General features: G+C 51.3%; 16 protein-coding genes. 2 read left to right on the top strand and 14 right to left on the bottom strand.

What is annotated here, in order from left to right; translation table 11 throughout:
* Positions 1–12 precede the first annotated feature (12 nt).
* From argH to O9139_RS12000, 4 genes are all read right to left on the bottom strand, one after another.
* A complete protein-coding gene (argH, locus tag O9139_RS12015; protein WP_270879713.1) occupies positions 13–1,473 on the bottom strand; it encodes an argininosuccinate lyase in 1,461 nt (486 codons plus the stop codon).
* A gap of 310 nt (positions 1,474–1,783) precedes the next feature.
* The gene (locus O9139_RS12010) at positions 1,784–2,782 is read right to left on the bottom strand and encodes an ABC transporter permease (RefSeq protein WP_270879814.1); all 999 of its coding nucleotides are present in this window, start codon (positions 2,780–2,782) and stop codon (positions 1,784–1,786) included.
* A complete protein-coding gene (locus O9139_RS12005; protein ID WP_270879712.1) occupies positions 2,775–4,313 on the bottom strand; it encodes a sugar ABC transporter ATP-binding protein in 1,539 nt (512 codons plus the stop codon). Before O9139_RS12005 ends, O9139_RS12010 begins: the two co-directional genes overlap by 8 nt.
* Before the next feature lie 82 nt (positions 4,314–4,395).
* Positions 4,396–5,493: a sugar ABC transporter substrate-binding protein gene (locus O9139_RS12000; protein ID WP_270879711.1), complete on the bottom strand. Its 1,098-nt coding sequence runs from the start codon at positions 5,491–5,493 to the stop codon at positions 4,396–4,398.
* A gap of 179 nt (positions 5,494–5,672) precedes the next feature.
* On the opposite strand from O9139_RS12000, the gene O9139_RS11995 reads away from it, so the two are divergent.
* Entirely contained in the window at positions 5,673–6,125 is a 453-nt protein-coding gene (locus tag O9139_RS11995; protein WP_270879710.1) for a DUF4395 domain-containing protein, read from the top strand.
* Positions 6,126–6,158: 33 nt separating this feature from the next.
* Here the strand turns inward: O9139_RS11995 and O9139_RS11990 are convergent, their stop codons facing one another.
* Entirely contained in the window at positions 6,159–6,590 is a 432-nt protein-coding gene (locus tag O9139_RS11990) for a YjgB family protein (RefSeq protein ID WP_270879709.1), read from the bottom strand.
* On the opposite strand from O9139_RS11990, the gene O9139_RS11985 reads away from it, so the two are divergent.
* The gene (locus tag O9139_RS11985) at positions 6,568–6,831 is read left to right on the top strand and encodes a hypothetical protein (protein ID WP_270879708.1); all 264 of its coding nucleotides are present in this window, start codon (positions 6,568–6,570) and stop codon (positions 6,829–6,831) included. The genes O9139_RS11990 and O9139_RS11985 overlap by 23 nt on opposite strands.
* A 155-nt stretch (positions 6,832–6,986) precedes the next feature.
* On the opposite strand, the gene O9139_RS11980 is transcribed toward O9139_RS11985, so the two are convergent.
* From O9139_RS11980 to O9139_RS11940, 9 genes are all read right to left on the bottom strand, one after another.
* On the bottom strand, positions 6,987–8,201 hold the full coding sequence (locus O9139_RS11980; protein ID WP_270879707.1) for a threonine synthase: 1,215 nt from the start codon (positions 8,199–8,201) through the stop codon (positions 6,987–6,989).
* Between the two features lie 39 nt (positions 8,202–8,240).
* Positions 8,241–9,299 (bottom strand): aliphatic sulfonate ABC transporter substrate-binding protein, encoded by a 1,059-nt coding sequence (locus O9139_RS11975; RefSeq protein ID WP_270879706.1) that lies wholly within the window; start codon positions 9,297–9,299, stop codon positions 8,241–8,243.
* Positions 9,296–10,669, bottom strand: coding sequence for an LLM class flavin-dependent oxidoreductase (locus O9139_RS11970; protein WP_270879705.1), 1,374 nt, complete (start codon positions 10,667–10,669; stop codon positions 9,296–9,298). Before O9139_RS11970 ends, O9139_RS11975 begins: the two co-directional genes overlap by 4 nt.
* 216 nt (positions 10,670–10,885) lie before the next feature.
* Positions 10,886–11,866, bottom strand: a complete 981-nt coding sequence (locus tag O9139_RS11965) for an aldo/keto reductase (protein ID WP_270879704.1) — start codon at positions 11,864–11,866, stop codon at positions 10,886–10,888.
* Between the two features lie 224 nt (positions 11,867–12,090).
* Positions 12,091–12,387, bottom strand: coding sequence for a transposase (locus O9139_RS11960; RefSeq protein WP_377524963.1), 297 nt, complete (start codon positions 12,385–12,387; stop codon positions 12,091–12,093).
* A gap of 273 nt (positions 12,388–12,660) precedes the next feature.
* Complete coding sequence (locus tag O9139_RS11955; RefSeq protein WP_270879703.1) at positions 12,661–13,653, bottom strand: carbohydrate kinase family protein; 993 nt, start codon at positions 13,651–13,653, stop codon at positions 12,661–12,663.
* A gap of 32 nt (positions 13,654–13,685) precedes the next feature.
* Complete coding sequence (locus O9139_RS11950; RefSeq protein WP_270879702.1) at positions 13,686–15,308, bottom strand: response regulator; 1,623 nt, start codon at positions 15,306–15,308, stop codon at positions 13,686–13,688.
* Between the two features lie 16 nt (positions 15,309–15,324).
* Complete coding sequence (locus tag O9139_RS11945; protein ID WP_270879701.1) at positions 15,325–16,800, bottom strand: glycoside hydrolase family 32 protein; 1,476 nt, start codon at positions 16,798–16,800, stop codon at positions 15,325–15,327.
* Positions 16,801–16,825: 25 nt separating this feature from the next.
* Positions 16,826–17,656, bottom strand: coding sequence for a carbohydrate ABC transporter permease (locus O9139_RS11940; protein ID WP_270879700.1), 831 nt, complete (start codon positions 17,654–17,656; stop codon positions 16,826–16,828).
* Position 17,657: the final 1 nt, after the last annotated feature.

The following is a 17,657-nucleotide window of genomic DNA, read 5'->3' as shown; positions in this document are numbered from 1 at the left end:
CTCCAGTCTTGGCTACACTACCGGCAGGTAGGAGACCAAAATATGATCAAGCTGAAGCACGGTGCTGCGAATAGCGCCTAGCTTTTCATCATGCCACTCTTCAAATCCTTGTCTGTTCAACGCCTGCTCCTTAAGCGCCCGCATAACTTCTTGGGAACTTGGCCCGCCACGAAGTGAACGAATCCGCACAAAGTGTTCAGGGTCCAGTGCACGCTGCAGCTGCATCTCGGTTAGGCGAAGCTTACGGCCGACTGCTTTGACAGATGCATCGTTTAACGCCTGCAAAGTCACTCCTCGCACAGAGTGCCCTTCCTTAGCGACATAACCGACGACTTCGCCAACGATCTCATGGGCCTTGCGAAAAGACAGCCCTTCTATCCGCACCAACGTATCCGCAAGCTCGGTTACGGTGGCAAAACTGTTCTTAGCTCGGCGGTAGACCGTCACGCGGTCAACCGACGCCGTAGAAATAATGGCGGCCAGCAAGCGGTAAACAGACGATAGCGTTTCGAGACTTTTCCAGATATAGGGCTGCATGTCGTCCTCTGTATCCACGATGTCGCCGTAAGGTGTATTATGCAGCAACGTGAATACGGTTTGAGCATTGCCAATACATGATGACAGTAGGGATCGGGCATGCTCTAGTCCAACCGGATTCCGCTTTTGCGGCATAATTGAACTGATTTGGACGAAATCGTCCGCCAGACGAAGAACGCCGAATTCTTGCGTACACCACTGAAGCAAATCTTGTACGAATCTGCCCGCATTCGCAGATGCAAGCTGTGACGCAGCAGCAGCCTCTCCCGCATAGTCCGCTGCGCTGACGGCATCGTAGGAATTTTCGATGAGACCGGCGAAGCCAAGCAGCTCGGCGACGAGCTCCCGGTCAAGCGGATAGCCCGAGGTCGTCAACGCAGCTGCACCAAGACTGCTCACATTGCAGGTATCATAAGCGTTCTTAAACCGCTTGATATCTCTTTCCAGAATGTAAGCCGCTGCAGATATGTAGTGGGCTATGGTGGTCGGCTGCGCCTGTTGCGTGTGAGTTAGCGCGATATATATCGTGTCTACATGCTCTGCAGCAAAAGCCAATAACGCTTTATGCAGAATCAAAGCGGACTCGATAACTTCCAGGATTTTGTCGCGCAGCACCATCCGGTATAAGGCAATCCCCATATCGTTGCGGCTGCGCCCGATGTGCAGGTTTCCAGCCGTGTCACCGGCAGCGGACAGAAGCTCATGCTCCATTTCGAAGAATAAATCTTCGAATTCGCCTGTGTACGTGCTGTTGAGAAACCGGTCGAGATTCAAGTCGAGCAGCGCACTGGCGATAAAGCCCGCATCAGCCTTATCAATCAAACCCTGCTGATGAAGCATAATCAGGTGCGCTTTATGAATGGCGATCATCGGCTCAAGCAGATAAGCCTGTGCTTGACGATAAGCTGGCTCCAGCACCACCTTGTTATAGATCATTCATTTCATCCCTTTCTACATAAAAAAAACAAGAGCCTCACTGCACCAACATCCTGCAGTGTAAGTTCTTGTCTCTAGTTAACCAGTCGACATTTTCAAATCATTATATTCCTATTTGTTTAGTGCGAATTGCTTGTAGAGAACTATAGCACCCTTATCTGGGAACGTCAACCAATTTTCATATAGAATAAATCTATCTAAGAATTAACAAAATCAATTCCTCATGAATAAACAAGAACCAGTCACGCAACTGTTGCGTGACTGGTTATGTCTGCCGGAGGCAGTTACTTTTTCAAGCGGCAAATACCTATCAACCATTCTTCTTGCGCCGGTTGAGATGCACAAATGTCACCGCCAAAGCCAGAACGAGCACTGCACCCTTCACAATGTCGAAGGCAAAGTAAGGCAAATTCAGCATCGTCAGCCCATTGATGAGCACGCCGATCAGCAAAGCGCCGAAGAACGTACCGATGACATTGGGCTTGCCCGCGCCGAACACAGAGTAGCCGACAAACACGGCAGCGACGGAATCCATCAAGAGACCTGCGCCAGCATCTACTTGCCCGGAACCGATACGCGCTGCGTACAAGATGCCGCCAATAGCTGCGAACAGGCCGGAAAGCACGTAGGCGACCAGGCGGATGCGGTTCACTGAAATACCGGCAAGCCGTGCCGCTTCCCGGTTGCCTCCGGTAATATACAGCTGGCGCCCCCAACGGGTATAAGTCAAAAATAGATGTACGAGTGCCACGGCAACGATCATGAGCAGCACTGGAACGGGCACTCCGAACAGCTTGCCTTGTCCGATCCACAGGAAGTCGGGCGAGAATTTCCCCGGCGCCTTCGTTCCATCCGTCATTGGCATATTATTGTAGATGGAGTAGCCTTTTGTATACGTTTTATGAATACCCGCAATCACATACATGACGGCAAGTGTGGCTAACAGATCGGGAATACGGACGCGAACGATTAAAAAAGCGTTAATCAGTCCAATCACGACGCCGATCACGAGCGGCACGATAATCACGACAATGAGTGGCTGGTTGAACCAGACCATCAATGTCGCCGCAACGACGGTAGTCAACGACACCGTAGAACCTACGGACAAGTCAAAGCCATCCACAATCTGGGAAAGCGTGACGCCAATGGCGACGAACATCGTAATGGAGATCGCGCGCAAAATATCAGCAATATTATCGTAGGAAAAAAACGCTGAATTGACAGCGGAAAATACAACAATAACGAGCGCAATAATGAGCAATGCACCATATTTAAAGGAAAAATCTAGCCATGAATGACGGTTATTCAAGTTCAACTTGTACTGCCTCCCCTGCGCTCGCATAAAATAAGATTTGATCCTGCGTTGCTTCTTCCCGAGACAGTTCCTTCACGATCGATCCGTAGCTCATGACGAGAATCCGATCGGCAATCCCCAGCACTTCGGCAAGTTCACAAGAAAAATAAACAATTCCTTTGCCTTGAACGGCCAGCTCGCCGATCAAACGAAACATATCGCTCTTCGCCCCGACATCGACGCCTTTGGTCGGTTCGTCGAACAAATACACGTCCGCATCCGTCGGCAGCCACTTGCCGACAGCCACCTTTTGCTGGTTGCCGCCGCTCAGCAGCTTCACAGGCTGGTCCAGGCTTTGCGTGACGATGCCCAGCCCATTAACGGCCCGTTCAGCATGCCGGCGCTCGGCGACCGCCTTGATGAAGCCAAGCGGTGAACTCAGCTCGCGCAGGCTCGGCAGCGACAAGTTGGTCTTCACCGATTCCTCCACAAGGACGCCCTGCGCCCGCCGCTCCTCAGGCACCAGCACGATGCCGGCGCGAATGGCATCGTGCGGTTGCGCCAAGCGGAGGCGGCGGCCATTCAGCAGCACTTCGCCGCGATCCGCCACATCCGCGCCCGCAAGCAGCCGGGATAACTCGGTCTTCCCCGCTCCGACGAGACCGACGACGGCCACAATCTCACTGCGGCGTACTGTGAAGTTCACGTCGCGCACCTTCGTCCCGCGACTTAAGTTGCGCACCTCCAGCAGCGTCTCGCCGATCGTCGTCTGCAGCTTCGGAAACTCTTCCTCGAATGGTTTGCCGATCATCGTCTCGATGATGGACTTCGGATTCGTCGCCCCTGTTGCGATCGTCTCCACACGCTCGCCATCCCGCATCACCGTGATCCGGTCACACAAGGCGAACACTTCGTCTAACCGGTGCGAAATGAAAATACAGGCGACCCCGTCATCCCGCAGCCCGCGCATAACTGCGAACAGCCTTCCAGCTTCCTCCAAACTAAGCGGAGCCGTCGGCTCGTCGAAAATAATGACCTTCGCCTGCTGCGCCACGGCTTTGGCAATTAAGACCAGCTGCTTCTGAGCGATGGTCAGCTCTTCTGCCTTGCTGCGCACCGCGATGTCATTCGCCCCGATCGCCGCCAAAATGCGCTCCGCTTCCCGGTGCAGCAACGACCAACGCACAGTGCCAAAACCACGGCTGCGCACGATATGGTCTAACATGACATTCTCCGTTACGGTTAATTCCGGTACGAGTACTGTATCAACCTCTTGATAGACACAAGCGATGCCGTGATTCATCGCGTCCAGCGGTGTGCGGAACCTTAGCGGCACACCATTCATCACAATTTCTCCGGCATCAGCCGTATAGGCGCCGGAGCAAATTTTCATCAGCGTGCTCTTGCCGGCCCCATTCGCTCCCAGAAGCGCATGGATTTCGCCGCCGAACACGCTGAAATCTACATTCCGCAGCGCGGGGATGCCTGCGAAACTTTTCACGATACCGCGCATCGCCAATTCCAACTGGCCGTTCGTAGCCGTCATCTTGCTTCCCCTCCTTATTCATGACGCTGCCTCGTAAATCAAAATCCCATCGCGAAGTGCGATGGGATTTCGAACAGCATGTTTACTTTTTAGCCTGCTTCTCAAGATCCTTCAGCCAATCCGTATACCCCTGCTCACTGCCTCCCCAGCCTTTCACAAACTGTGCGAGTTGGTCTGTTGTCACCTGCTTATCTTTCGGAAGCGCATCACGCGATACATAAACCGGATCCAGCACGACCGTATCCTGCGTTTGATCGCCGTGCAATTTTTGGTACAGGTAACGCACTTGAATGCGTCCGATATCTTTTGGATCTACGGCTGCAGATGCGACCCATGGGCTCTTCGGATCTTGAATCATCTGTAAATCCTCATCGCTCATATCAATGCCGTACACTTTAATTTCTGTACGTCCTGCCTGCTGAATGGCGCGTGCCGCTCCCTTTGCGAACTCATCCCAGGAAGCCCAGACAGCGGTAATATCGCCTTTGTTCGGATATTTCTTCAAGATCGCTTCCATTTGCGCTTGCGTATCCAGCGCTGTATTGTTTGTCGCTGCGCCGAACGCCGCGATTTCTTTCAAATCCTTATTTGTATCCATGAACGACTTGTACGCAATTTGACGGCGCTCCATCGGCGCGAATCCGGCTACCCAGATTTTCACGATATTGCCTTTGCCGCCTGCGTCTTTGCCCAATTGCTCCAAGGTTTGTTGAGCCATCTTTTGATCGCCTTGTTCGAGGTTCGTAACGCCCGGCACTTGTAAGGTCGCATCGAAAGCAATGACCGGAATTTTCTTATCGACCGCTTTCTTCACGCCGGACTCCAACGCTTCCGCTGTGCCGTGATCAATCAGAATACCGTCAAACTTCTGGTTAATGGCCGCATCCAGGTTGGAAGACATTTTCGCCAGATCATTCTCGGAATTGAAAACCGTTAGCTTGCCGCCGAGCTTCTCCGTTTGCTCTTTGACGCCGTCTATGTACTGCGCGGAAAAGGTGCCGATATTGAGCTGGGTCACCAGCGCAATCTTCTTACCAGCCAGCGATGTGGACCCGCTTCCTGTGGAAGCCGCGGGCGCCGATGCCGCCGCTCCGCTTGACGCGGTTTCCGTCTTGCCGCAACCTGCAAGCAATCCCCCTGCAAGCGTCAATGAAAGTACACTCAAAACCCATTTGTTCATTCTGATTCTCTCTCCTTTATCCCCTTATATCCAATGTAATTACTCGGAAATTTATCTCATATTAGCATCCAAGAATTAACTCGTCAATACATGTTACAAAAAATATTTAAGTATATCGGAATTGTCGGAATTAATGTATAATAAGTTAAATAAGATGAATGAACCGAATGGAGGCCAATATGACTCATCCAACTATCCCGCTCAATTATGATTGTGTAGACGAAGTTCCCTTGCAGCGTGTGCGCGGCAATCAATTCGGCATCCTGCTGAGCATCATCGCCAGCGTCCTCACCCAGCAGCTGTGGATTCTCGTTCTTCCCTTGATCGTGCAACTCGTTAGCCGGCAATTTGGAATCAAATATAATTTATTTGTCCGTTTGTTTGCCCCCATTTTTCCTGTTAGTGAGCAAACAGAAAGCCGTGAGCTGCTGCGCTTTAACAACTTATTGGCGATCCTTTTTCTCGTTGTGACGTTGGTCGCGCATGCTTTCAACCTCCATATTATCTCTTACGTCAGCCTAGGCATGCTTACTGTCGCTGTGATCCTCGCGCTTTGCGGATTCTGTCTTGGCTGTTTTATATATTTTCAATGGAAACAATTCATCGCTTTAAGAAAAATAAAAAAGCAATGAAAGGGCGTTAATCCCTTTCATTGCTTTTTCTTATTAGCCTGCCATATTGTTAACCGCATCCTTGGCATCAAAAACAGAAATATGATCTACTTTTCCAGTCGATTTGGGAATAATAAATTTGAGTTGAAAAACATCCGATGCTTTGTATATATAAATCGTGTCATCGCCGTTCACTTTGGTATCCGTCGGCTTCCCTAACGCCTGCTCGATTTGACTCAGCGTGATCGTGTGAAGCTTCGGATCGGTGGAACGAACATCGATAATTTGACTGCCCTTGTTATAACCGATGACGGCATTTTTCTTAGCAAATGTTTCATAAATGTCACTGCCTATTGCATCCTTGTTTTCCGCTTTGCCCCATGCTTGGGCTACCTCATCGCTGTGGCCGGTTTTGGCAGCAAACGGAATGCCCGATACTTTCCCTGATTTCGCCAGTTCAAGCATGTCTTTGATTTGCGCATTCACGGAAGACGAAGCTGCTGGAGACGGTTTGGACGCTGTGCTGCCGGTAGTCGTTGCTGGCTTAGAAGTCGCAGCCGGGCTGCTTGATGTAGTGTTGGGTGCAGCAGACGGACTTGGTGAAGCGGTTGGACTCGGCGCAACACTTGGCGATGCGCTGGCCGTAGGCGCAGCAGCGCTTGCAGTCGGCTTTTCATTTGCAGAACATGCGGTGAACATAAGTACACTTGCAACCAGCATGGGATAAATGGCAGATTTTCTATAGAAATTTTTCATCATATTCGCTCCTCTAGGCTTGTGTACTTGATCTTGCAATTCTTCTAACGAGATGATGATCAATAATGTTGCATCTCAATAAAAGAAAAGCGTCCCTCTGCGAACAGAGCGACGCGATATATCAGATTAACCTCTTTGCAGTGTATCCTGAGGATCCAAGATCGGCACTTCGACCTTCACGGTTTCCGGATATTTGATGCCGCTGCCCGTGTTCAGTGCGACGACGGTCTCCCCGTCCTTGATCCAGCCGCTTGCCCTGAGCTTGCGCGCAGCCGAGAACGTCGCCGCTCCCTCCGGACAGACGAATGCGCCTTCCATGCTGGCAATCTTCTTCTGCTCCTCAAGCAGCTCATCATCTTCAATCGCAATGGCGCAGCCGTCCGTCTTGTAGATCGCTTCCAGCACGAGAAAATCCCCGAGCGCTTTCGGCACGTTAATGCCGAAGGCAACCGTTGTGGAATCGGCCCAGAACTCCGAGTCCGTTTTCCCTTCCTCCCACGCTTTGACAATCGGCGCGCAGCCTGCCGCCTGAACAGCAACGAGACGCGGCAGCTTGTCCTCGATCCAGCCAAGCTCGGCGAGCTCCCGCAGCGCTTTATAGATGCCAATGAGGCCAACGCCTCCGCCGGTCGGATACAGGATGACGTCAGGCAGCTTCCAATCCAGCTGCTCCGCGATCTCCAGCCCCATCGTCTTCTTCCCTTCGATCCGGTAAGGTTCTTTCAGCGTGGAGGCATCGAACAGGTCAAACGCTTTTACCGCATGGCCGACGATTTTCCCGGCATCGCTGATAAGTCCGTTCACCAGGTTCAAATTGGCTCCGGAGACGGCGCATTCGTTCCTAGTAATGAGCGGCGCTCCTACCGGCATCACGATCGATGCGCGAATGCCGGCTCGCGCCGCATACAAAGACCAAGCGGCGCCAGCATTGCCGTTCGTCGGCATCGCCAGCTCCTCGACGCCGAGTTCCTTGGCCTTCGAAACGCCGACAGCCGCGCCGCGCGCTTTGAAGCTGCCCGTAGGAATGATCCCTTCGTCCTTCATCCATAGATGCTCGATCCCCATATCTTTGCCTAGACGACTCATCGGCAGCAGCGGCGTCATCCCTTCACCCAGGGACACGACGTGTTCCGGCGATTTTACAGGGAGCAGCTCATGATACCGCCATAGGTTCGAAGGCCTGCCGACCAGATCTGCAGGCTTCAGCTGCGTTTTCAAGCTCGCCAAGTCGTAATCGACCAATAAAGGAGAACCGCAGGTGCATAGTTGTTGTATCACATCCGGATTGTAGGTTTCATGACATTTGGGACAATGCAGTTGAGACAGGAAGCTAAAAGACATCAGAAATCACTATCCTTTACATTGAATAAGATCGGCTCATTATTTGTTCTCTGCTTTTAATTCTTGCAGCGCCTTCTCGATAAAGCTGTTATCCACCACTTTGGAAGCATCGATTTTCCCCTTCAACCCGCCTACCGAATTCAACAAGTCTGCGGTATTTTGCTGCGTTTGAATGACCTCCGGCGTAATCGGTACATTGGCTGGCGTAGAGTTGGCCAACACGCGGCGCATCGTCTCCTTATCCTGCTTTTTCAAATTCGAGTACAAATCAATCGCTTCATCCGTATGTTCGTTTTGCCACTTTGTCGCTTTTTCCGTGACCTTCAAATATAAGACTACAAGATCCGGGTGCTCTTCTGCAAATTTGCTGCGAACGATTTGGAACCCTGGCGTGTAGGACTTGATCGAGCTTCCGTCTGTGAGCACTCTAGCGCCGTTTTTCAACACTTGAACGGATTGGAACGGCTCCCAGATGGCCCAGGCGTCGACTTTGCCGGTCTCAAAAGCCGGCTGCGCTTCGTCAGGCTGGAGCTGGATAATTTTCACATCGTCAGGTTTGAGGCCGGCAAATTCCAGCGCTTTGTACAGCAAGCCGTAAGAGCTGCTGGCCTTGGCTACGGCGATTTGTTTGCCTTTCAAGTCCTGGAGCGACTTAATCGGACTGTCTTTGGGAACCAGGATGACATCTCCTTTTTCACCGAGACTCGCTGTGGATATCTCCTTGAACTTCACATCGGCCGCCTGTCCGGCGAGCACAGGAATATTCCCCACACGGCCAAAATCAAGCCGGTCAGAGGCAAGCGATTCAAAATAAGCCGGCCCGCTCTGAAACTCTACCCAGTTTACCTTAGCGCCAACTTTACTGAATTCTTCCTCAAACCAACCTTTTTCTTTCGCCGCCAAGATCGGCCAAATGCTTTGTTGGATTCCGATATTGACGACCACTTGATTTTTGTTGGCATCATTGGTTTTGCCAGCTCCCTGTGCGCTTGCCTCTTTGGAAGCAGGAGCAGATGACGGAACAGACCCGCAGCCCGCGATAATCCCTAATCCTAAAATAAGTGCTGTTGTTACCATGACTCCCTTAATCTTTTTCATCGTATAGCCCTCCTGTTTGTTTCATAAAGTTCTGCCGAAGCCGGCTGTGCGGCAAACCGGTTGCCCGGGTGCGGTAGCCCGTAATGCTCACGCAGCGTCGTACCCGTGTACTCCGTCCGGAACAACCCTCTGCGCTGCAGCTCGGGCACGACGAGATCGAGGAAGTCCTCCAGTCCTCCGTTCATCAGCTGCGGCATAATGTTGAAGCCATCCGCTGCCCCGTTCTTGAACCAGTGCTCCATCACATCGGCGATTTGCTGCGGCGTGCCTGTGATCGTCTGGTGGCCGCGTCCCCCAGCCAGCCGCTGCAGCAGCTGCCGCAATGTCAGATTCTCTCGCTGCGCCAGCTCGACGATCAAATGCGTGCGGCTCTGGTGCCCACGCACTTCTTGCTCCGGCAGCTGCGGCAGCGGGCCATCCAGCGGGCAACCGGTCAGATCAAAGCCGATCCGATTGGACAGCATCATCAAGCTGTAAGCCGGGTTGGAGAGCTCCACGAGCTTCGCTTCCTTCTCTCTGGCTTCCGCCTCGGTGCGGCCGATGATCGGGCATATGCCCGGCAAAATGACAACGTGTTCCGGCAGCCGCTGCAGCTGAACTGCCCGCTGCTTCATATCGCGATAGAAAGATTCCGCTTCTTCAAAAGTTTGCTGCGCGGTGAAAATCGCTTCCGCATACGCGGCAGCGAACTGCCTGCCGTTCTGCGAAGAACCGGCCTGGACAAGCAGCGGCCGCCCCTGCGGCCCGCGGGAGATGTTCAGCGGCCCCTTCACGGCAAAATGCTCCCCTTTATGATGAAACTCGTGAACCTTGGCGCTGTCGGCATAAATGCCGGCTTCCTTGTCTCTGACCAGCGCATCGTCTTCCCAGCTGTCCCACAGCTTTGTCGTTACCTCCAGAAATTCCCTGGCCCGCTCATAGCGCGCAGCATGTTCAGGGATTTGCTCATAATTGAAATTTTGCGCTTCCGCATCCGTCCCTGACGTGATGATATTCCAACCGGCGCGGCCCCCGCTGAGGTGGTCAAGCGAGGCAAACCGCCGAGCCAGATTGAACGGCTCGTTGAAGCTCGTGGACAAGGTCGCGATCAGGCCGATTCGCTTGGTGACGACGGCGAGCGCCGACAGTAGCGTCAGCGGCTCGTAGCCGCCGATCGCTCCATAGCGCGCCGCATTCGGCGTGGTCGCCAGCCGATCCGCGAAGAACAGCGAATCCAGCTTGGCCGCTTCCGCTTTGGCCGCCAGGCGCTGATAGAAAGCGAAATCCAGCAGATGCTCCGGATTCGTCTGCGGATGCCGCCATGCGGCCTCGTGATGCCCGAGCGGGGAAACAAACAAGTTCAAATGAAGTTGACGATGCGCATTGCCCATAACGATACCACCCTATCTCGTAAAATTAGAAAAAGCTCCCGAAGCAAGAACGGCCGCACGCAATGCGAATACGGTGTCCTTGAATTTGGGAGCCTTTGGTTGACCAATTGGCTGTCTGTATGATTTCTCATATCATACCTGAATTAATCCGATTATACAAGTAGGAAAAATAAGTTTTAAGAAAGTGACAGTGACGCGAGAGCTGCAGAGCCTATATCACTGCGGACCAACCACAGGATGAGGAACGTAAGGCTCCTCCAGCATCGCAATTTCTTCAGGTGTCAGGATGACCGAAAGTGCAGCCACGGCTTCCTCCAGGTGAGACTCTTTCGTCGCTCCGACAATCGGGGCCGTCACGGGCGCTTTCTGCAGCAACCAGGCAAGCGAGATTTGAGCGCGGGAGACGCCATGTTTTTCCGCAATGGACGCCACTCGTTCGACGATGAATCTGTCTGTATGTGCGGTCGCATCATATTTCCTTTTGGCCGTTTGATCGGATTCGGAACGATGTGATCTTTCTGACCAATCTCGCGTCAACCTGCCGCCCGCAAGCGGACTGTATGGAATGACACCGATTTTCTCATCTAGGCAAAGCGGCATCATCTCTCTTTCCTCTTCACGGTAAATGAGGTTGAGATGATTCTGCATCGATACAAAGCGGGTCCAGCCATGCTGCTCCGCAACATGCAGCGCCTTCAGAAACTGCCAGGCGAACATGGCGGAAGCACCGATGTATCTGGCCTTTCCGGCCTTCACCACATCATGAAGCGCTTCCATCGTCTCTTCGATTGGCGTGTGATAATCCCAGCGGTGAATTTGGTACAAATCCACATAATCGGTTCCCAATCGCTTCAAGCTTTGATCAATTTCACTCATAATCGCCTTACGGGAAAGGCCGGAACCGTTCGGCCCCTGATGCATGCGGCCATGCACCTTTGTTGCCAGAACAATTTCATCTCGATTGGCATAATCCCTAAGAGCCCGCCCGACAATTTCTTCACTTACCCCACCAGAATAAACATTTGCCGTATCAAAAAAATTGATGCCGAGTTCAAGCGCTTTTTTAATGATCGGCCGGCTGCGCTCTTCATCTAGCACCCATGGATGGATCCATGCTTTCGAGTCACCAAACCCCATACAGCCCAGACAAATCCGGGATACGTCAATCCCTGTATTTCCGAGTCTCACATATTCCACTTAATCGTTCCTCACTTTCTACCGGAAGCTATTTCCTTATCATTTTCACCTCTTTATTATGCACCTCCAGCTAAATCCACCGTTATCCCATTCGTGCCAAATGATTGCCTAATCCTCTCACGGCGCTTATTCTTGTTGCGCAAGTTGTGCTGCAAGTTGTGTGGCCGAACAGAAAAAAGCCAGCTGACTGGTTATACCCCTGTCAAGTAGACAGATGAAAAAAGCTAAGCTGCCAACGCGCACCGGTACTCTATCGGTACGCGTTGTTTTAATTTGGCTTGAAAACGGTGGTAGTTGTATTCGTATATATATTCTTCCACGGCTTGCCGAATTGCCTTTCCTGATTTAAACTGGTTGAGGTACAACTTCTCTGTTTTGAGATGCGAAAAGAAGGATTCGATGCACGCGTTATCCAGGCAGGTTGCTTTGCGAGAGTGGCTGCCTTTAACGCCGAATGCCTCTAATCGTGTGTTGTACGCCTGAGACGTGTATTGGAAGCCCTGGCTCACTTTTACGCACATCGAAAGACTCTCCGTTTTGCCATTTCTTCACCCAACCTTCAGTTGAGAACAGTTGCGAATCCTTTCTCGCTGAGCTACCACCTTGTAACTCGCAGAACCCTCTACATACGCTTTAACCGCCTTTAATTTGAATTCTTCTGTGTACGTTTGAAATGTTTGTCCTTTTTTAGCCATAAAAAAAATCCCCTCCAAGTGGCACTCGAGCCTCCATGATAACATGAAGGTTTTTTTGAGTGTCTACTTGAAGGGGATAATACCAGACCGCTGGCTTCTTTAATCCGTTCCAACCTTACTTGCTTCATAGGTGTTCATAAAAGAGAGTACTTCCGCATGCGCTGGTAGCGAAGGAATCGCCCCATAACGGGTGGTCGTCAATGCTGCCGCCGCATTGGCGAATCGGAGCATCCGCCGCATCTGCTCGTCAGTGAAGCTGTGTGGATCTGCTGCATCAACACTCAACTGGAACAGCACGGCACCGATAAAGGAATCTCCTGCGCCTGTTGTGTCTACGGCTTTCACCGCACAGCCAAGATCAGAGACCTTACGTGTCCCCCCCAATGTGAACCATGTGGCACCTTGTGCACCTCGCGTAAGCAGTACATGCTTTACACTTCCAATGAAAAGCGAGGAGATCGCCGCCGCCTCATCTTCGATCCCCGTAATGAACGCCAACTCTTCATCACTGATTTTAACCATATGGCTGTATGGGATGAACGCCTGGATCGTTTGGCGGCACTCTTCGGCGCTCTTCCAGAGCGGAAGCCTAACATTCGGATCAAAGCTGATAAAGCCGCCACTGCGCTTTACCGCTTCAATAGCGCGTAGATGCGCATATTTTACCGGCGCTTCAATGAGATCGACGGAGCCAAAATGCAGCACGTCGCCCAGCCCGAATTCGCATGCACCGATATCCGTCTCATTCAGCAGCATATCCGCGCTAGGCTTGCGATAGAAGGAGAAATCACGGCTGCCGTCAGCCTGCAAACTGACAAAAGCCAGAGCCGTATTCGCCTCCAGCGTTCGGAATACATAGCGTGTGTCGACGCCTGACTGCTCCATCGTCTCAACCAGGAAGTCGCCAAAAGCATCTTCCCCCAGCTTGCCGATAAAGAAACTGCGTCCTCCCAGTTTCGCAACCGTGCAGGCTACATTGGCCGGAGCCCCACCGGCCGCTTTGCCGAACCCGCTCACTTGCTTGAGCGGGATGCCAGTTTCAGCCGGAATAAAGTCGATCAGGGCTTCCCCGATCGTATAAACGGATCTCATAACGGTTCCTCCTCATTCTTGTGTTGACGATGTTAATCGCTGGTCATATGGATCACATGCTTATGCCGCCGATATTCGTCCGGGGTCATACCAAACTTGCTTTTAAAGACCCGATAAAAATATTTATCATCCTTGAAGCCAACTTGGGAAGCCACCTCATATACTTTTTTATCGCTGTTCTGCAAAAGCTCGATCCCTTTCTTAATCCTAACATCCGATAAATATTTACTGAAAGTGACGCCCAAGTGATTTTTGAGCATCACACCCAAGTAATTCGGGCTAAAAAAGAAATGAGCAGCCACCGTATCTAAAGACAAATCCTCCATATAATGCTCATCAATATATTGGATGCAAGTTTCCACGACCGACTCGTGTTTCCGCGAACGGCTCTTCTGAATCATGCCGATCCAGCAGTAAAGCGTGTCGAGAAACTTTTTTTTGCAATCGAAATAATCTACACTTGCCGACAATTTGGCTTCCGTCTCAATCAAGAGATCCAGATGCTGCTGTTCCGTGACGAAATCCTTCATCACCGTAGCAATGGCCGATATCATGCGCAGCACAGTCTTGCTGCATGAATCCGGATGCGGCAGCCCTTCCGCCACGAGCTTTGCAAAAAATTCCTCCGCTTGTCCGCCGAGGTACTCACTTTTATTTTTGCGAATGATTTCCCGAAACTGTTCTTCTTCTCTCCAATAAACATAAGGGATCGTACGGTTAAATGTGCTAATTTCCGTAAACTGGATCACCCTGTGATCCGGTAGAAAATATCGGAATGATATCGCCGTCAACGCCTCATCAAAGGAACGGCTCACCTCATAAGCAATGTTGTCGCATCCCGCTCCAACGCCAATCGTTAACCGCCATCCGAACTGCCGGCCAGCTTGCTCGGCGAACTGCTCAAGCAGCTGTGTAAACTTAGCGAGTTCCCCTGCCTGATTGTCAGACAAGGAGATGACCGAAATCAGCAGTTGCTTATCCTCACGGGAATAAAAAGAGACGGAGGGACCGAAATGGGCCGCCTGCGCCTCCATGCTCCTTAGCAAAGCGCTCTTCACACGGTTTTCACTTTCCAGCGCATCGATCAGTTGACCTGCGTCCTGAAGTTTGGCAGTTACGACAATACCTCTACGCCCGAGAGCAAACTGCCGGCAAATCTCCTCTCGTTGGGCTTCTGTTATTGTTCCGGCAATCCAGTCTAGGAGCAGACCCTCATAATAAGCCGTGAGCGTTCTGTCGAGCTGCTTTTTGATTTGTTGCGTTTCGAGCAAGCTTTCTCTTTCTTTCCGAATACTGCTCTCCACTTTATCCAAAATTTCACAAATGCTATCCTCTTTAATGGGCTTGAGCAAATAATCAAAAGCTCCTAGCTGAACCGCTTTTTGTGCATATTCAAAATAACGATAGCCGCTAAGGATGATCACTTTGATAGCCTGACCTGAATCGTTCAACTTTTCGATAAATTCGAGACCATCCAGAACGGGCATCTTAATATCGGTAAAGACGATATCGATATTCGTGGTATGGATGACTTCAAGGGCATCGTGACCGTTCTTGGCTTCACGTACATGGCAGCCTGGTCTAGCCTCCCTGATTATGCTGGCTAGTACTCTTCGTTGTATCACTTCATCATCCACGACCAGAATGTTTAACATGAGAGCCTCCTGACATTTAGACTTGTGCGCTTACCACTCTTTGCAGAGGAGATACTTGAAGCGATACCAATTGAACGCTTCCCTCCAAGGCATAAATGCCCATCCCCTGCTGGGTTTCCTGCGGAAACACCAAATCCGTTAGAACCGCTTCACCTTCACCGGCAAACACTTCAACTGAAGAATGGTCTACCCAAATCTGTATGTATAGGCGCCCGTCCTCCGCCTCCACCTGCACCGTATGTCTGCCAGGAAAGTCCACATGGAAGCCTGTATCGCCCGAGCAGGAACGGTCGATGAAAAGCTCTTTGGTCCCTGGTCGATACCCGATCAAAGTCTCGCCTGCCTCCGAAGCCCGGACTTTGAAACCAAACTCCTCGGCCGTCCCCAGTTCAAATACCGCTTCCAGCTTGAAGCAGGTTAAAGCTAGCATGGACAGCGGGTTGGTTCCTGGATTTACTTGGATAGAATCCCACTGGAAAGTATTCGTCTGCAAAGCATTCAATTCTTGAACAGGCTGCTGAACCAATCTTAGAACATGATTATGGCTCTTCAACGCAAGTGTTCTCGGCAAGGTCATCGCACTGCGCCAGCCTACGGTCGGCGTAACCTGCGCATACTTCCAGTTACTCATCCAGCCCATGTAAATGCGGCGCCCGTCTTCATCCGGAATGCCCGACCAGGTGACCCCCGCATAGTTGTCTCTCCCTGCATCAAGCCATTGAATATGCTCAGGTGCCGCTTCGTTTTTAAACACCGTACCATCGAATTGACCGATAAAATATTGCGTCCGTGAGCCTTCCGGATAAGCCGGATCATTGCCGATGCTAACTAGCATGACCCATTTGGTATAAGCCGGGTCGCCGTCCACCGGAAGCTCGAATAAATCCGGGCACTCCCATACGCCGATATGCGCGCCTTCTCCCTCGCCAAACTCGCTGGCAAACGCCCATTCCCGCAAATTGGGAGAGGTGTACAGGCGTACGGTCTGACCGGCAGCCAGAATCATCACCCATTGCTGGGTCATCTTATGCCAGAACACCTTCGGATCGCGGAAATCTGGAAAGCGCGAGTCGGCGAGCACCGGATTGCCGCTATATTTGGTCCAGGTTCTGCCGGAATCTGAACTGTAGGCTAAGCTTTGACACTCACGGACTGCACCGCTTTCCGGATCCTGGCTGTGATGCGTGAAGATGGCGACTATTCCGGCCCCTCCACCGAAGAAACCGGACGTATCCTTCTCATCCACGACTGCGCTGCCGGAGAAAATCTGTCCGTGCTCATCCGGCGCCAGCGCAATCGGAGCATGATCCCAATTGATTAGATCCTTGCTAATCGCGTGCCCCCAATGCATAGGTCCCCACGTAATCCCATAAGGGTGGTATTGATAGAACAGATGGTACTCGCCCTGGAAGTAGACAAGTCCGTTAGGATCGTTCATCCACTGCTGCTGCGGTGTAAAATGAAACTGCGGTCTGTACGGATCATTAATCATACTATTCCCCTCGACTTTCAATTGATTAGCCTTTTATTCCTGTACTCGTTATACCCTGCACATAGTATTTTTGCAATAACAAAAAGATCAGTACGATCGGCAAGGTCGTAAATGTCAGCGTCGCCATGATTTGTCCATAGTAGACCGGCGGCAGCGTGAAAAAGGTTTGAATGCCAAGCTGAATGTTCCTTAAAGATTCACCTGTCGTGACTAGAATCGGCCACATAAAGTCGCCCCAATGAGAAATGAAATCAAGAATGAATACCGTTGTAAACACAGGGCCGGACAAAGGTACGACGATGCTCAGAAACGTCCGGATCGGTGATGATCCGTCCATCGCCGCCGATTCCAACAGCTCGTTCGGTATGTCCATGAAGAACTGGCGGAACATGAATATGCTGAAGCAATTGGCGATAAATGGAACAATGAGCGCGAGCCACGTATTGACCCAACTTAAGCTGTTAACGATAAAATAAAGCGGCATTACAATGCTTTCAAACGGTACGATCATCAGTGCGATGATGCACGTGAGTATGAGATGCTTACCTTTGAAATGAAGCTTGGCAAGCGCGTACCCGCATATCGAATTCACGCCAAGCCCGCTTATCCCGATCACAGAAACGTAGAACAAGCTGTTAAATAAATATTTCATCATCGGAATCCGCTGGAATGCTTTGACATAATTTTCGAAGGTAATCTGTGTAGGAAGCAAGGATGTGATCGAGCCCAAATCGGAAAAAATTTGATTCTCCGGTTTGAGTGAGGACACGACCATCCACAGCAGCGGGATGATGAAAAGCACTGTCATGATGCTGTTAGACACATAGAGGAATACATTAAGCTTACGGTCAGGCACA

The organism is Paenibacillus aestuarii, from assembly GCF_027789125.1.
Lineage (GTDB): Bacteria > Bacillota > Bacilli > Paenibacillales > NBRC-103111 > Paenibacillus_E > Paenibacillus_E aestuarii.
Note: the sequence above shows the minus strand (reverse complement) of the source record. Positions and strands in the feature narration are given on the sequence as shown.

What these genes read in the sequence shown, in the direction of transcription:
- O9139_RS11970 (WP_270879705.1), bottom strand. Translation starts at nt 10,669, where the DNA reads ATGGGCAATGCGCATCGTCAACTTCATTTGAACTTGTTTGTTTCCCCG.
- O9139_RS11960 (WP_377524963.1), bottom strand. Translation starts at nt 12,387, where the DNA reads ATGTGCGTAAAAGTGAGCCAGGGCTTCCAATACACGTCTCAGGCGTAC.
- O9139_RS11980 (WP_270879707.1), bottom strand. Translation starts at nt 8,201, where the DNA reads ATGTCTTTTAGCTTCCTGTCTCAACTGCATTGTCCCAAATGTCATGAA.
- O9139_RS11995 (WP_270879710.1), top strand. Translation starts at nt 5,673, where the DNA reads ATGACTCATCCAACTATCCCGCTCAATTATGATTGTGTAGACGAAGTT.
- O9139_RS11945 (WP_270879701.1), bottom strand. Translation starts at nt 16,800, where the DNA reads ATGATTAATGATCCGTACAGACCGCAGTTTCATTTTACACCGCAGCAG.
- O9139_RS11955 (WP_270879703.1), bottom strand. Translation starts at nt 13,653, where the DNA reads ATGAGATCCGTTTATACGATCGGGGAAGCCCTGATCGACTTTATTCCG.
- O9139_RS11975 (WP_270879706.1), bottom strand. Translation starts at nt 9,299, where the DNA reads ATGAAAAAGATTAAGGGAGTCATGGTAACAACAGCACTTATTTTAGGA.
- O9139_RS12005 (WP_270879712.1), bottom strand. Translation starts at nt 4,313, where the DNA reads ATGACGGCTACGAACGGCCAGTTGGAATTGGCGATGCGCGGTATCGTG.
- O9139_RS12000 (WP_270879711.1), bottom strand. Translation starts at nt 5,493, where the DNA reads ATGAACAAATGGGTTTTGAGTGTACTTTCATTGACGCTTGCAGGGGGA.
- argH (WP_270879713.1), bottom strand. Translation starts at nt 1,473, where the DNA reads ATGATCTATAACAAGGTGGTGCTGGAGCCAGCTTATCGTCAAGCACAG.
- O9139_RS11950 (WP_270879702.1), bottom strand. Translation starts at nt 15,308, where the DNA reads ATGTTAAACATTCTGGTCGTGGATGATGAAGTGATACAACGAAGAGTA.
- O9139_RS11985 (WP_270879708.1), top strand. Translation starts at nt 6,568, where the DNA reads ATGTCTTTGATTTGCGCATTCACGGAAGACGAAGCTGCTGGAGACGGT.